General features: G+C 46.4%; 15 protein-coding genes and 2 pseudogenes. 13 read left to right on the top strand and 4 right to left on the bottom strand.

What is annotated here, in order from left to right; translation table 11 throughout:
• Window positions 1-17 precede the first annotated feature (17 nt).
• Together ACTHTS_RS05060 and ACTHTS_RS05055 are read right to left on the bottom strand one after the other, a co-directional pair.
• A complete protein-coding gene (locus ACTHTS_RS05060; protein ID WP_440369388.1) occupies window positions 18-287 on the bottom strand; it encodes a FeoA family protein in 270 nt (89 codons plus the stop codon).
• 438 nt (window positions 288-725) lie between these two features.
• Window positions 726-1,439, bottom strand: coding sequence for a S24 family peptidase (locus ACTHTS_RS05055; RefSeq protein ID WP_049322698.1), 714 nt, complete (start codon window positions 1,437-1,439; stop codon window positions 726-728).
• Window positions 1,440-1,641: 202 nt separating this feature from the next.
• Between ACTHTS_RS05055 and ACTHTS_RS05050 the strand changes: the two genes are divergently transcribed.
• The 8 genes and pseudogenes from ACTHTS_RS05050 to ACTHTS_RS05015 all read left to right on the top strand — a co-directional run bounded on the left by ACTHTS_RS05050 (window position 1,642) and on the right by ACTHTS_RS05015 (window position 5,218).
• The gene (locus ACTHTS_RS05050) at window positions 1,642-1,905 is read left to right on the top strand and encodes a helix-turn-helix domain-containing protein (RefSeq protein ID WP_079453753.1); all 264 of its coding nucleotides are present in this window, start codon (window positions 1,642-1,644) and stop codon (window positions 1,903-1,905) included.
• A gap of 43 nt (window positions 1,906-1,948) precedes the next feature.
• Window positions 1,949-3,284: pseudogene (locus ACTHTS_RS05045) on the top strand (Mu transposase C-terminal domain-containing protein).
• A gap of 35 nt (window positions 3,285-3,319) precedes the next feature.
• Window positions 3,320-3,568 (top strand): annotated as a pseudogene (locus tag ACTHTS_RS05040) (helix-turn-helix domain-containing protein); the annotation flags it as partial.
• Between the two features lie 134 nt (window positions 3,569-3,702).
• Complete coding sequence (locus ACTHTS_RS05035; RefSeq protein WP_049360270.1) at window positions 3,703-3,867, top strand: hypothetical protein; 165 nt, start codon at window positions 3,703-3,705, stop codon at window positions 3,865-3,867.
• 2 nt (window positions 3,868-3,869) lie between these two features.
• Window positions 3,870-4,106, top strand: coding sequence for a hypothetical protein (locus tag ACTHTS_RS05030; RefSeq protein ID WP_440369387.1), 237 nt, complete (start codon window positions 3,870-3,872; stop codon window positions 4,104-4,106).
• Between the two features lie 146 nt (window positions 4,107-4,252).
• Entirely contained in the window at window positions 4,253-4,450 is a 198-nt protein-coding gene (locus tag ACTHTS_RS05025) for a hypothetical protein (protein WP_049227001.1), read from the top strand.
• 1 nt (window position 4,451) lies between these two features.
• Window positions 4,452-4,958 carry a DUF1804 family protein gene (locus tag ACTHTS_RS05020; protein ID WP_049226999.1) on the top strand — a complete coding sequence of 169 codons (507 nt, stop codon included), beginning with the start codon at window positions 4,452-4,454 and terminating at the stop codon, window positions 4,956-4,958.
• 14 nt (window positions 4,959-4,972) lie between these two features.
• Window positions 4,973-5,218 carry a hypothetical protein gene (locus ACTHTS_RS05015; protein ID WP_440369453.1) on the top strand — a complete coding sequence of 82 codons (246 nt, stop codon included), beginning with the start codon at window positions 4,973-4,975 and terminating at the stop codon, window positions 5,216-5,218.
• A gap of 201 nt (window positions 5,219-5,419) precedes the next feature.
• Here the strand turns inward: ACTHTS_RS05015 and ACTHTS_RS05010 are convergent, their stop codons facing one another.
• Together ACTHTS_RS05010 and lon are read right to left on the bottom strand one after the other, a co-directional pair.
• The gene (locus tag ACTHTS_RS05010) at window positions 5,420-5,689 is read right to left on the bottom strand and encodes an HU family DNA-binding protein (protein WP_003683413.1); all 270 of its coding nucleotides are present in this window, start codon (window positions 5,687-5,689) and stop codon (window positions 5,420-5,422) included.
• A gap of 185 nt (window positions 5,690-5,874) precedes the next feature.
• Window positions 5,875-8,334 carry an endopeptidase La gene (gene lon / locus ACTHTS_RS05005; protein ID WP_440369386.1) on the bottom strand — a complete coding sequence of 820 codons (2,460 nt, stop codon included), beginning with the start codon at window positions 8,332-8,334 and terminating at the stop codon, window positions 5,875-5,877.
• 212 nt (window positions 8,335-8,546) lie between these two features.
• Between lon and ACTHTS_RS05000 the strand changes: the two genes are divergently transcribed.
• From ACTHTS_RS05000 to ACTHTS_RS04980, 5 genes are all read left to right on the top strand, one after another.
• The gene (locus tag ACTHTS_RS05000; protein ID WP_049328369.1) at window positions 8,547-8,822 is read left to right on the top strand and encodes an HP0495 family protein; all 276 of its coding nucleotides are present in this window, start codon (window positions 8,547-8,549) and stop codon (window positions 8,820-8,822) included.
• Window positions 8,822-9,424, top strand: coding sequence for a lipoyl(octanoyl) transferase LipB (gene lipB, locus ACTHTS_RS04995; RefSeq protein ID WP_440369385.1), 603 nt, complete (start codon window positions 8,822-8,824; stop codon window positions 9,422-9,424). Before ACTHTS_RS05000 ends, lipB begins: the two co-directional genes overlap by 1 nt.
• A gap of 128 nt (window positions 9,425-9,552) precedes the next feature.
• Window positions 9,553-10,536, top strand: coding sequence for a lipoyl synthase (lipA, locus tag ACTHTS_RS04990; protein ID WP_003683323.1), 984 nt, complete (start codon window positions 9,553-9,555; stop codon window positions 10,534-10,536).
• A gap of 322 nt (window positions 10,537-10,858) precedes the next feature.
• Window positions 10,859-11,512 (top strand): hypothetical protein, encoded by a 654-nt coding sequence (locus ACTHTS_RS04985; RefSeq protein ID WP_440369384.1) that lies wholly within the window; start codon window positions 10,859-10,861, stop codon window positions 11,510-11,512.
• Window positions 11,509-12,768: a lipase gene (locus ACTHTS_RS04980; protein WP_440369383.1), complete on the top strand. Its 1,260-nt coding sequence runs from the start codon at window positions 11,509-11,511 to the stop codon at window positions 12,766-12,768. Before ACTHTS_RS04985 ends, ACTHTS_RS04980 begins: the two co-directional genes overlap by 4 nt.
• Window positions 12,769-12,776: the final 8 nt, after the last annotated feature.

The following is a 12,776-nucleotide window of genomic DNA, read 5'->3' as shown; positions in this document are numbered from 1 at the left end:
TATTCTTTCAGACGGCCTTAAACGGCCTCAACGATACGACACATAATCTTCCCGGCCTCTTCCAAACGCAGGGAAAATTGAGATTGGTTACCCAAACGTACCGCAAACGGGCCTCTCCCAAAACCACCCACGGCAATCACTTGCAACGGCATTCCGCTGGAAAAACCCAAATCTGCAAGGCGACGGGTTACCAAGGTATCCAAATCACCAAAAACAGGATTGGAAACGATGGAATCAATATGTACGACTGCGCCTTTTTTAAGGAGCGACAAAGGAATGGTAGACATAAGCCTCTCTTTTCATTTGTTTTTAAAAATCAGATTATTAGAAATGTGAGAAGTGCTGACGAATGTGTGGCACATTTGAAAGGTTGGTTATGAGTGGCTATTCGCTACTTCTTTCAATAAGTGCGGTTTGTTTTAAGTATTGTTATTTTCTTTGCTAATGATAAATCTTATTAATGTAAAAATCAAATGTAACAAGATAAACTAAAAAGGCTGAAATCCTTTTATCATTAGGATTTGTGGGGGACTGTTAGTTTTTGCACAAGGAACAAATAGAGTAAAAAAACGCTGAAATCTTCGAAAGACGTGGATTTCGGCGTTTTTTTGTATCCGGAAAAGTTACGCCAGCTTTTTCACAAAACCGCGCCGGAATGCGCGGTTTTTTGTTTGAAGTTGACGGGATTGGGAAATTTTTAAAACTATTTTAAGAGGGTTTTAAAATCAGTTTACGGTACGGCCGAACCATTCTACCCGGCCGATGATGGCTGTATCGGTGTTGTCGGCTGTGAGGTCGATTTCAAAAGGTTCGTAGAGGGGATTGGCGGATTTAACCAAGAGCCGGCCGGGCAGGCGTTGGATGTTTTTGACGAACAGGTCGTTTCCTATGCGTAGGACGTACAGGCCGTCGCGCGGCTCGGTTTCGGCGTGGTTGATTAGGATGTTGTCGCCGTGGTTCAGGATGCCTTCCATGCTGTCGCCTTTAACGGCGATTACAGAAAGCTTGTCTGTCTGCCGGGTAACGTAGTTTTCTATCCAGTATCTCCGGAAAGCCATGCAGAATAATGGTTTTTCATCATTCACTGCTTGTCCATGCCCTGCCGCCGCTTCCACGCTGTATCGCGGGATAAAGACAAACTCACGCAGATCAACCGGATTGCCCAAGGTGTCCACCGCGCCTGAGCCGGTATTGGATACCGGGAAGGCTCCAACGTTTTCCGGTCTTGATTTGTCAGCAAACGGCAAACCTTTGCCGGTCAGTAACCAGTTTAAATCACAGCCGGTAACTTCTTGAATTTTTATAAGTGTTTCAGCCTTTGGCAAACCATCTTTAGCAAATACCTTATTCAGTCCCATGTAGGACATATCTATCTTGGAGGCTATATCCTCCAATGTCGAATCCGGCCATAAAAGCTGAAGTCTGCTTTTAAAAGTCATGTGTTTCTCTCTAACAAAAAGACTAACCAAAAAACCTTCCCTTTTGGTTAGAAATAATCTTAATCAAAAACAAAAGTTTATAAAATAATCGCCATTTGTTTGTAAATTGACTAACCAAAAGGGTTTACAACTATCCTTTTGGTTAGTATTATTCGTTTCACTAAGTCAAATGACTTAGCAAACAAACCCAAAAGGAATGTGTATGGAAACCCTAAAAGAAAGATTAATGGTAAAAATTGAAGATGCGGAAAGACAAAAACAAGATTGGCATCGTGCGGAAATTGTGGCAGCAGTTCGTAAACGCGGGAAAACAATTACTGCACTATCAATCGAATCCGGGTTAAGCGCGAATACATTAAAAAGCGCGTTGCAATTTAAATATCCAAAAGGCGAACGGATTATTTCAGACTTTCTCGGCATTCCACCTCAAGAGATTTGGCCTAGCCGTTATCCCAAACAGGTTTAACTTACTCAAAAGAGTAAACAAAAGTTTATATCAGGAGCAGTAAATGAGCAACACCATATCCTTAGAGGAGCTGAAAAATTTAAGTTTGCCCTGTCTTCCCAAGAACCTAGAAAGCATCAGATATCGTGCTAAAACGCAGGACTGGCCGTACATCGAAGAAGTTGGCAAAGCGCGTGGAGGCCGTCTGAAAAAATACTTAATCGCTTCCCTCCCTGCCGAAATCCGAGCAGCCATCATGAAACGGCAGTCGGACGAGCTGGCGGAGAAGATGCCGAAAACCCTGCCCCAAGTCAGACCGGGGACGGCGATGTCGGCTCAAGCACTGGCTGAAGCGGCCAAGCTGTTGAACGAGAAACAACGGTCGGTGGCGGATGCGCGATGTGCGGTGGTGGCGGCGGTATTGGGGATTAAATATCAATACGGTTGCTCTGCCAAGGCTGCGGTGGCTCAGTTTTTGGGCTTGCTGGCAGAAGGTAAATTGGACGCGGTCACGCTTGGGAACTTGGAAAAGGCCAATGACCGCAGCCGGTCGGCAAAGGTTGGCGAACGTACTTTAGACGGCTGGATTTCTGCTTATTTGAAAGCGGAAAACGCGACAGAGCGGTTGGTTGCTTTGGCTCCGAAGACGACGAAGGCGGTTAAGCCGATTGGACAGCAGCACGAAGAACCTGATGTACCGCAAGATGGAAAGTGCGTTTAACGCTTTGGAAAAAGGCAAGGATTTGACGGAGGAACAACAGAAATATTTGAAAAAACTGCCGAGCTGGACGCGCTTTATCGCGGATGTGGTCAAGTGTATCGACGAATACAACAACCGCCCGCACGGCGAGCTGCCCCGACATCCTGACGGCGGGCATTATACGCCGAAGGCTTATCGGGAAATGAGGCTGGAACAGGACGGTATCGCGCCGGATATGTTGTCGGCAGAAGAGCTGGCGACGATGTTTATGCCGCAAGAGGTGCGAAAGGTACAGCGAGGTTGGCTGGATTTGTTCAACAACTCTTATTTCTCAACCGAACTGGCGGAGTATCACAAGGACGAGGTACGGGTCAGCTACGATTTGAGCGATGCGTCGGCGGTCAATGTGTTTGATATGGACGGCAAGTTTATCACTAAGGCGCAGGCCAACGGCAATACCCGCGAGGCTTTCCCGACGGCGCGTATCGACCAACTGGCGGAAAAACGCCGAAAAGGCAAAATCAAGCGGGCGGAAAATGCAATCAAGCTTGCAAACGCGGAAGTCAATCCGGCTTTGGAACAGGCTGCGGTTTGGGACGAGCTGGGACATTTGGGCGGAAACGTCATCGAGGCGGAGTATGCGGTATTGCCGAAAACGGGCACAGACGATTTTGTGTTGTTTGAGGCGGATAGAAGTTAAAACGGTTTTAAACCTCTTTTAAAAGGACTAAAAAAATGAAACAGATCAATCATACATTGCAACAAAAACTGGCTGAATTTAAAGCCAAATCAGGAATGAACCAAACCCAACTGGCACGCGGTATCGGTACTTCGCCGGCATCCATCAGTATGTATCTGAACGGCACTTATGCGGAAAAAGGCGGCAATTATGAAACCATCGAGCCGAAAATCGAGGCGTTTTTGGAGATGCAGGACAGTAAAGCGCAACGTGAAGAGCTGGTGTTGGGTTTTGTATCGACTAAACCGCAGATGCCTGAATTTGAGATTAAGCCTGCCAGTATTGGCTATTTGAAACAACATCCGTCTATGCGTCTGGGTAAATCAGGCGTAGCGGCAGCCAAACGGGCGGCGCGTAAACGCAAGAATCGTCGTTAATCATGGGACAGGTTGAGTTTTACGAAAAGATGATTGAGCTGTGGTCGAGCAAAAGCCGTGAGGCAAGCGAACGGGCTGATTTGGCGGCGTTTGAATTTGCGGAGGGCGAACTGGCCAATTATCAGGAAATGCTGAAACGGCACCTGCAAACCAAAAGTGTGGAATAGCAATGCGTATTTTGGATATTTTTAAAAACCCGGCGACAGGCAATGTGTCGCACTCGAAACTGTGGGCAAACGTTGCCTACGCGGCGGGGACGTTTAAGTTTGTGATGTTGCCCGACCCGTCGGCGGAGATTTGGGCGGTGTATTTGGGCATTGTGGGCGGCTATGCGGTGGCGCGCTCGTTTGTCAGCGTGAAACGTCAGGAGGTCGAGAATGAATCTCGTGAAACTGCTGGCGAATAACTGGCAACCGATTGCCATCATCGCGCTTGTCGGCACACCAAGCAAGATGCCAAGGCAGACCGCGACAATATTGCGGCTTCGTTGGGACGCATCGAAAACAAGTTGGAAAAAGTAAACGAAAAACTGGACAGGAAAGCGGACAAATCATGAGCGACCCGATTTTAGAAGCCTTGGCGCGTATCGAAGCCAAGCAGGATGACCTGCTTGCCAATCAGGCGCGCATGGATGAGGAATTGCAGCAAATTAAGAAAGACTGCAAGAAATCTGCTGCGGTTTATGGCGGTCTCGGTGGCGTGATTGTAACGACGGGTTGGGAACTGCTGCGAGCCAAGTTCGGAGGCTGATATGGCACACCCGAAAGAAACCCGCGAAAAGCTGCGCCGACTGTACGTCAGCGACGGGCAGACGCTCGAAATCGCGGCGATGATGTGCGAAATCCCAACAGCTACCGCCCGAAGTTGGAAACGTGCCGCCAAAGAGACCGGCGACGATTGGGACAAAGTACGCGCCGCCTACACGCTGGCTGGCGGAGGCATCGAAGACTTGAGCCGATCGCTGCTGGCAGGTTTTTTGGTGCAGTACCAGTCAACGATGACAATGTTGCAGGACACGTCGGTCGAGGAGCTGATGCCGTCCGAGCGCGCCAAATTGTTGGCGAGCCTGTCCGACGCGTTTACCAAGACCGTAGCGGCGAACGCTAAAGTAATGCCAGAAACGTCAAAACTGGCGACGGCGATTGAGGTGTTGGAATTGTTCGGCGAAGTGGTCAAGGAGCGATACCCGCAACACTTGCAGGCTTATGTCGAGCTGGTCGAGCCGCTGGGTGTGGAAATTGAAAAGAAATACCGATGAAGGTCGTCTGAAAAATGAAGTCCAAAGAGTTTTTAAAGTCGCTTGCCGAATACGCCGCCCAACTCCGCCAAACCATCGAGGCGGAGGCGGACGGCTTTGATGCATCGCCCGCGGCCATTTCCGTATCACTCAACTTGAATTGGCTTATACGGTCGGAAGAAATAAAACTGGTAAAGCCAGTGGAGAATTGGTCGTATGTAATTGGTAAAATAAAAAGCGACGGTAGCGTCGCTTTTCTTATTTCTCATCATCCGATATAGTGCAAAAGCTGTCGAAACTTTCGCAGAGCATAGAGTGCAAAAGTTACTGCAACAAAGTGCAAAAGTCGGCGGCGGCTTACAGATTTCAGCCTTTTTATACACTCAACAAACTAAAGGCCGTCTGAAAACTTTCAGACGGCCTTCAAAATAAAAAACCGAATCAAATCGGTCTTTTATTCCCATTCAGGGAAAGACTCTAAATTACAGAGCGTCTTTCAATGCTTTACCGGCACGGAATTTAGGAGTTTTAGCAGCAGCAATAGTCAAAGGCTCGCCAGTTTTAGGGTTGCGGCCTTGACGTTCGGCGCGTTCGCCGACGTAGAAAGTACCGAAACCGACCAGAGTAACAGTGTCGCCGTTTTTCAACGCGTTGGTTACGGCATTAGTAGTAGCATCCAAAGCTTTTTGCGCAGCAGATTTGGAAATGCCGGCTTCTTGAGCAATTGCTTCGATCAATTCAGACTTGTTCACAATTAGTCCCTTCCTATCGTAAAAAATGATGAAATGCCCGAATACTCGGGGCTTAAGCACTTTTAAAGCACATACGCACTTTATAGCAATTCTGAAATTATCATGTCAAGTAAAAGATGTGGAATTGCCCTATTTTTGTGGCATTCAGGGCAAAACCACATTTTTTGCAACATCAGACGACCAACTTAATGCTTGGTTGCTTTTGTTCTTGACTTCGTCTTAGAAGTTTGCGGGGTCTCGGCAACCGCCAATTCAGCAGCCCATTGCTCAGGCTGAGCTTCCAAACCCAAAGCCAACACTTCATCAATCCATTTGACCGGATGAATGATCAGACCGGTTTTGACATTTTCAGGGATTTCTTCCAAATCTTTGACGTTGTCTTTTGGAATCAATACATGCTTGATACCACCACGCAAAGCAGCCAGCAGTTTTTCTTTCAAACCGCCAATCGGCAAGACTTCGCCACGCAAAGTGATTTCGCCGGTCATGGCCACGTCTGCACGTACCGGAATTTTGGTGAAGGCAGAAACCATCGCCAAAGTCATGGCGATACCTGCGCTCGGACCGTCTTTTGGCGTCGCACCTTCAGGCACATGGACGTGAATATCTTTCTTCTCGTAAAAATCAGGAGCCAAACCCACTGATTCAGCACGAGAACGGACAACCGACCATGCGGCCGATACCGATTCTTTCATCACATCGCCCAGTTGGCCGGTACATTGAATCGTACCTTTGCCCGGCAAAGCTACTGCCTCAACAGTCAACAACTCGCCACCGACTTCGGTCCAAGCCAAACCGGTTACCTGACCGATGCGGTTTTCGCTTTCGGCCACACCATAGTCGAAACGGCGCACGCCCAGATAGTCATGCAGATTTTTCTCAGTAACTTTAATCGCTTTAGGCTTGGCCTTGCTTACTGTTTTGGATTTGGACGCTTTTTTCTTGTCCTCATTCAAAGTAACCTGCATTACCACTTTGCGGCAGATTTTGGCAATTTCGCGATCCAACGAGCGGACACCGGCCTCACGGGTGTAGTAACGGATAATATCGCGCACGGCACTTTCATCAACCACCAGCTCACCCTCTTTCACACCATTACGCTTCATTTGTTTCGGCACAAGGTATTGCATGGCAATATTGATTTTTTCATCTTCCGTATAACCGGACAGACGGATAATTTCCATACGGTCAAGCAGCGGAGTCGGGATATTCAAGCTGTTTGAAGTGGCAATAAACATCACATCGCTCAAATCATAATCGACTTCGGCATAGTGGTCGGCGAACTTGTTGTTTTGCTCAGGATCCAGCACCTCAAGCAATGCACTGGCCGGATCGCCGCGGAAATCGCTGCCCATCTTGTCGATTTCATCAAGCAGAAACAATGGGTTCTTCACACCCGCTTTCGCCATGTTTTGCAGGATTTTGCCCGGCATAGAGCCGATATAGGTACGGCGGTGACCGCGGATTTCACTTTCATCACGCACGCCGCCCAATGCCATACGCACATATTGTCGGCCTGTGGCTTTGGCAATCGATTCACCCAAGGAAGTTTTACCTACCCCCGGAGGGCCAACCAAACACAAAATCGGGCCTTTGAGCTTGTCCATACGTTTTTGAACGGCCAAATATTCCAAAATACGCTCTTTGACTTTTTCCAAACCATAATGGTCGGCATTCAAAATCAAATCAGCCTTGGCAATATCTTTGCTGACACGGGATTTTTTCTTCCACGGCAGCTCAAGCAAAGTATCGATATAGTTGCGCACGACGGTAGATTCCGCAGACATTGGCGGCATCATTTTCAGTTTTTTCAATTCAGACAGACATTTTTCTTCAGCCTCTTTGCTCATGCCTGCTTCTTTAATTTTGTTTTCCAACGCATCCAGTTCGCCGCGTTCGTCTTCTTCGCCCAATTCTTTCTGAATCGCTTTTACTTGCTCATTCAAGTAATACTCGCGTTGGGATTTTTCCATTTGACGTTTTACACGGCCACGAATACGCTTCTCAACCTGCATGATGTCGAGTTCGGCTTCCAACTGCGCCAGCAAAAATTCCAAACGCTCAACAATGCCGGCAGTCTCCAGCACATATTGACGCTGCTCCAACTTCAGCTGCAAATGCGCGGCAATAGTATCGGCAAGACGGCTGTTGTCATCGATACTGCTGATGGTACTGATAACTTCGGCAGGGATTTTTTTGTTCAATTTCGCATATTGCTCAAATTGAGTCAGCAAGGTACGACGCAAGGCTTCAATTTCGGGATTGTCCTTGTCGCTGTTTTCATCAATCGCCTCAACATGGGATAAAAACAGTCCGCCTGTTTCGTCAACCGTCAATGCGCGCGCACGACGGATACCTTCTACCAACACTTTAACGGTGCCGTCAGGCAGCTTCAAAACCTGCAAAACTTGGGCAACCGTACCAGTTTGGTGCAAATCTTCAGCTTTAGGGTCTTCTGTATTAGGGTCAAGCTGGGCCAACAGGAAAACCGGATCATCATTAGCCATTGCCGCCTCAAGGGCTGCAATCGATTTAGGACGACCGACGAACAGCGGCAATACCATATGCGGATACACCACGACATCGCGTAAAGGCAAAGTAGCCAGCGCACTGTATTCCTCGAAATATTTGTCTTTTGTCGGCATAGTTAGAAATCTCAATCATTGTTAAATCAGAATGTAGCTCAAAATTGGGCTGAAGCGCTGCATTTCAAGACTTGAAAACAGCTTATCCGCACCTATTTTCGAAAACATCATTTTTATAGCCCGATATGGACGTTTACGATAAAATATATCGGATTTCGGGCCGTCTGAAAACTTTTCAGACGGCCCTGGCTAACCAAACAAGGTAGTAAACCATGACAGACTCAACCGAAAAAAAATCATTAATTGAATTCCCTTGCACCTTTCCTGTAAAAGTCATGGGCGCAGTTCATCCGGAATTTGAATCCGCCATCTTGGAAACCGTGCGCAAACATGCTCCCGATACCGAGCCGCACCACATTACTACGCGTCCAAGCAGCAAAGGCAACTACACCAGCGCAACCGTCAAAGTAAATGTCGACAACCAAGAGCAGCTCGACAATATCTACCGCGACCTGACTTCACACGAATTGGTAAAAGTGGTGCTGTAATGAAAATCGTGCACAAAGGCTTGGTCGATTACCTGCCGACTTTCGAAGCCATGAAGGCATTTAATGCCTCGCGTGACGAAAACACCGAAGACGAATTATGGGTGGTCGAACACCCGCCCGTATTTACCCAAGGCTTGGCCGGTAAACCCGAACACCTCCTCATCCGCGACGATATTCCCGTTGTCCAAATTGACAGAGGAGGTCAAATTACCTACCACGGTCCCGGCCAATTGGTCGTTTATACGATGATCAATTTCAAACGCCGTAAGACCAGTGTGCGCCATATCGTTTCCGCACTTGAACACAGCATCATCGCCACCTTGGCAGAATACGGCATCAAAGCAGCCGCCGACCCAAAACGTCCCGGCGTTTACGTCGGCGAGCGTAAAATCGCTTCCCTAGGCCTGCGTATTAAAGACGGCTCCGTTTACCACGGTTTGGCGCTTAACGTGAACATGGATTTAAGTCCGTTTACCCATATCAACCCCTGCGGTTATGCCGGTATGGAAATGACCCAAATTGCCGACTACGTCTCTCCGGCACCCAGTTTGGCAGAAGTTTCAGACAAACTGACCAAGCATTTACAAAAAGAGCTGGCATAAGGCCGTCTGAAAATATTCGACCCCAACACCATCTTTTAACTGCCCCTCTGAACCCACAAGCCCTTAGGCCTAAAGGCCGCAATAAGCTTTTCAGACGGCCTTTATAACGACAGAAAGAACACATCACCATGAGTGAAGAAGTAAAAAACGACCCCAAACGCGGCATCAAACTGAAAGGCGCAGACAAAACTGCACGTATTCCGATTAAAGTTGTTCCATTGGAACAAAAATTGAAAAAGCCCGAATGGATTCGCGCCAAATTACCGGGCAAGAAATTCTTTGAAATCAAAAATATTCTTCGCGAACAAAAAATGCATACCGTGTGCGAAGAAGCATCTTGTCCAAATATCAGCGAATGCTTTACCAAGGGTACGGCCACATTCATGATCATGGGCGATATTTGTACCCGCCGCTGCCCGTTCTGCGACGTTGGCCATGGCCGCCCCAATATGTTGGATCCTGACGAGCCTAAACACTTGGCCGAATCCGTCAAATCCATGAACCTGCGCTATGTCGTAATCACTTCCGTCGACCGTGACGACCTGCGTGATGGCGGCGCCCAACACTTCGCCGACTGCATCAAAGCCATCCGCGAAACCAGCCCGAATACCAAAATCGAAATTCTTGTTCCCGATTTCCGCGGACGTCTGGACATCGCACTGGAAATTTTGGCAGAAACACCGCCTGACGTAATGAACCACAACTTGGAAACCCATCCAAGCCTGTATAAAAAAGCCCGTCCGGGTGCCAACTACCAACACTCCCTCGAGCTTCTACGCCGCTACAAAGAAATGATGCCCCATATCCCGACCAAATCCGGCATCATGGTCGGCTTGGGCGAAACAGACGAGGACGTGCGCGAAATCATGCGCGATATGCGTGCCAACAATATCGAGATGATTACCATCGGCCAATATCTGCAACCTTCAGACGGCCACCTGCCCGTCCTACGCTATGTAACGCCTGACCAATTTAAAGTTTTTGAAAAAGAAGCATACGAATTGGGCTTTACCAATGCCGCCATCGGCGCAATGGTTCGCTCCAGCTACCACGCAGACGAACAAGCAGCCGAAGCTTTGCGTGAAACCCACGGTGGGTGTAGCCACCACTAAGATGTAAATATTTGATACCTTTATAAAACAGCCTTTTCCTATCAATAGCCGGAACTCAAACAAAGTTTTGGGGCTATTGATAGGAAAAGGCTGTTTTATAAAGGTATCAGCATTTTATCTATACTCGATAAACCTATTCTTATAAACAAGTGTGGCCACAAAACAATAATTCCCCATCAAAGGCTTCTTAAAAATACCTTCTCCCAACAATAAAGAAATGTCCAGAATGATTAATATGTTGATTCACTAGTTTATTCGTGTAAAATAAAAAGCCATCTGCACCAGTCTTCGGACTATCCCTCTATTCTAATAGGACAACCTAATGAAACCGATGACCGTATTATTGACTGCAGCCTTGCTTTCAATTTCCAGCATAAGTGCTTGTAGTAATTCGGAGAACAGTATGAGTATTCAACAAGAGACAGAAGCCAAATTTCATTTAAATCCTCAGCCTAAACAAGCATACCGCCTCAAGATTAAAATCAATGATGCGCCAGGCTCCTTAAAACTTATGGGAAAGATGGGCGTTGGCTATAAAGCTGAAGATTGCACATACATCATCAATAAAATTGAAGGAGCTCCCGCCCATCCTGAAAAAAATGTGCAGTTTGATATCCATCAAATCAATGAGTTTGAATATGAATCCATTGTATATGCAGATGCTGTTTTAAATGAAGATTACTTTGGCAACGGAGTTTGTCACTGGAACCCTGAAGGATTTGGTTTTTCACTATCAGCAACGGGAAAACCGGAAGAAACTAGATTCAATTTTAGCGATATATTGGAAAAGCTACTGAGCAAAAAAACACTAACGCAATATTACTGGAAATGGACATATCCCTTTTCAAAAAAAGAAGATGGTACTCTTTATACTGATTCTGTTCATTATGGCATAGTGTCACCTGAACTGTATGATGCAGAAAAACATAAAGAAATGTTCAGTATTACTGTCTCTCTAGAGGAAATTCAACCATGAGTAAAATTACTAGACAACAACATGCCGATTTGGCTGTAGATGCTTATATCACACGCTCCGTTACCAAAGGAAATGAAACTATTAGAATCGGAGGTAATGAATATAAAGTGGCTGCTGTATGGAATAATCCGAAAACTGGATATTATGGTGCTGTATATCAAGATGTCCGTACCAATGACTTTATCGCTGCCCATCGGGGAACCACGATCAGTCTTAAGGATTTGAGTGATGGGTATACAGACTTAAAAATGGTTACCCGAAGTATGAATAATCAATCAGCCGATGCAGAAAAACTAACACGCATGGCTATTTCAAAAGCAGAAGAATTTCATAGTAAAAACCCATATTTACCCAAACCTTCTGTTACCCATACCGGACACTCACTCGGTGGGGCACACGTTCAAATTCAAACATACCGCTTTGGCCATGAAGGAGTGACCTTTAATGCGTATGGCGCTGTCCGTATGCATGGTGTACGACAGGGTAACGGTGATGTGATCAATTACGTTAAAGCCGCAGATGCCGTCTCTTCTGCTAATCCGCATTACGGCAAAGTTGTCATTCTAGCCGAACAAGACGACCTTGCCCCATTAAAAAAATCTGGCTATAACAATAAAAGCAATACGTCTGCTTACCATGCAGTGACTGCAGCAGCAAGAGCATTTAAAACTCACTCATCTGATCATTTTGTGGGTAAAGATTCGATCCTTTCTGAACATAATTACACTCGTGCTCGCCAACTAGCGGAAGCAAATAAATTTATGATTTCAGACTATCGAGGTGATGTAGCTACCGCAAAAACTTTATTTGCTGCAGCCAGTTTTGCGAATGCCAATCTTTTCGAAAAAATGAAAATCATGCGTAACATGACAGAAAAATTTGATAGAGATCAGGAAAAGATTAAGGAGCTTATTAATAGTGCGCCTACTCCAAAATCTATATTCGATAGTCGGTCAATGCATCTTATGCAAGATAAGGGTAAACATCCTCATAGCGATAAAACTATTTATGCTGATGCAAATAAACTTGATCTTAGCAAACCTTTAGCTTCAAATGCTTCCTCTAAAGAATTCCGTGAATACGGTTTTGCAGCATTATTAGCAGACGACAAAACAATGCAACATTCGCTAGACAGTCTACTTGCTTCCAACATTAATCGAGGTTTACAACAAAATACGGAAAAAATGTTTCAGGAGCAGGAAAGTATGAGATTGGCTGAAGAGCAATCAAGGGCTTCAGGTATATCCCGAAGCTAAGGAAAGCA

Origin of the sequence: Neisseria sp. P0019.S003, from assembly GCF_051957115.1 — a bacterium.
GTDB lineage: Bacteria > Pseudomonadota > Gammaproteobacteria > Burkholderiales > Neisseriaceae > Neisseria > Neisseria flavescens_D.
This window is presented reverse-complemented; position numbering and strand designations above follow the sequence as displayed.